This is a genomic window from Mycobacterium sp. 1465703.0, from assembly GCF_001672975.1.
Taxonomy (GTDB): domain Bacteria; phylum Actinomycetota; class Actinomycetes; order Mycobacteriales; family Mycobacteriaceae; genus Mycobacterium.
Map to the genome: position 1 here is coordinate 1 of NZ_LZKU01000104.1, position 1292 is coordinate 1292.

General features: G+C 69.3%; 2 protein-coding genes and 2 pseudogenes. 3 read left to right on the top strand and 1 reads right to left on the bottom strand.

The window, feature by feature from the left end; all coding sequences use genetic code 11:
• Positions 1–166 (bottom strand): annotated as a pseudogene (locus A5625_RS30055) (hypothetical protein); the annotation flags it as partial.
• A 226-nt stretch (positions 167–392) separates the two neighbouring features.
• On the opposite strand from A5625_RS30055, the pseudogene A5625_RS28250 reads away from it, so the two are divergent.
• The 3 genes and pseudogenes from A5625_RS28250 to A5625_RS09445 form a co-directional block, all read left to right on the top strand.
• Positions 393–530, top strand: a pseudogene (locus A5625_RS28250) (ribosome maturation factor RimP); the annotation flags it as partial.
• Between the two features lie 11 nt (positions 531–541).
• Positions 542–1072, top strand: a complete 531-nt coding sequence (locus A5625_RS09440; protein WP_066992012.1) for a hypothetical protein — start codon at positions 542–544, stop codon at positions 1070–1072.
• On the top strand, positions 1069–1292 hold a 224-nt coding region (locus A5625_RS09445), incomplete at its 3' end, for a DUF4439 domain-containing protein (RefSeq protein ID WP_156748078.1). The genes A5625_RS09440 and A5625_RS09445, both read left to right, overlap by 4 nt.

Genomic DNA, 1292 nt, shown 5'->3' on the forward strand with positions numbered 1-1292 from the left:
GCGCGCTGTCCTTGCGGGCCTGATCCAAGGGCCCCAGCAGTTGCTCGACGGGCGGTGATTTGGGCGCGGACTTGCCACAGGCGGACACCACCGCCCCAAGCGCAGCCAAAGCCACGCCACCGGCGAGGACATCTCGCCTGTTGACGAAGGGAACTGCGCTAGGCACAAGAACATCCTGCCATCGGCGAAGGCGGGCAAGATGCCAGGACGCGATCACGGCGGCATCGGCGTTTCCTGGCGTATCGTGGATAGCTGGTTCTCGCGAAGGGCAACCACTGGCAGTTGCTGCTGGCGCGCCTGTTCCTCCGCCGGGGCACCGGAAGTCGCCTGCGAAGCCATCGGGGCGCCGACATCCGCCAGATGACCGGACAACTCAAGATGAGGAGCTCGCCGTGACCACCGGGCTACCGTCGCAGACGCAGGTGATCGAGCTACTCGGCGGAGAGTTTGCGCGCGCCGGATACGAAATCGAAGACGTGGTCATCGACGCCCGGACCCGCCCGCCGCGAATCATGGTGATCGCCGATGGCAGGATGTTCTTGTGCCTAGCGCAGTTCCCTTCGTCAACAGGCGAGATGTCCTCGCCGGTGGCGTGGCTTTGGCTGCGCTTGGGGCGGTGGTGTCCGCCTGTGGCAAGTCCGCGCCCAAATCACCGCCCGTCGAGCAACTGCTGGGGCCCTTGGATCAGGCCCGCAAGGACAGCGCGCTGGCGGGTGCCGCCGCCGCGGCCATCGGGAATCCTCCTCAGGTGGCTGCCGCGCTGGCGGTGGTGGCGAACCAACGCGCCGCACATGCCCGCGCGCTGTCCGCGGAGATCTCGCGGGCGGCCGGCAAGCTGGCCGCGCCCTCCTCGAGTGAGCCCACCAGCCCCAGCCAGGCCGAACCGGCCGGACCGCCGCCACCTCCGCCGCCGGTGTCCGACGTGATCGACGCGTTGCGCGCCTCGGCCGACAGCGCGAGCCGCCTGGTCGGCACCGAACCGGGCTACCGGGCCGGGCTGCTGTCCTCGATCGCCGCGTCGTGCACGGCCTCCTACACGGTTGCCCTGGTACCCGGAGGTCCGTCGATATGACCTCCGGTAAAGACGCCGACAACGCGGCGCTGTGCGACGCGCTGGCCATCGAGCACTCGACGGTCTACGGCTACGGCATCGTCTCCGCGCTGTCACCGCCCACCGTCAACGACATGGTGGTGGAGGCCCTCGGACAGCACCGCCAGCGCCGCGACGACGTCATCGCGATGTTGGCCGCCCGCAAGGTCAACGCTCCGGTCGCCGCGGCCGGCTACCAGCT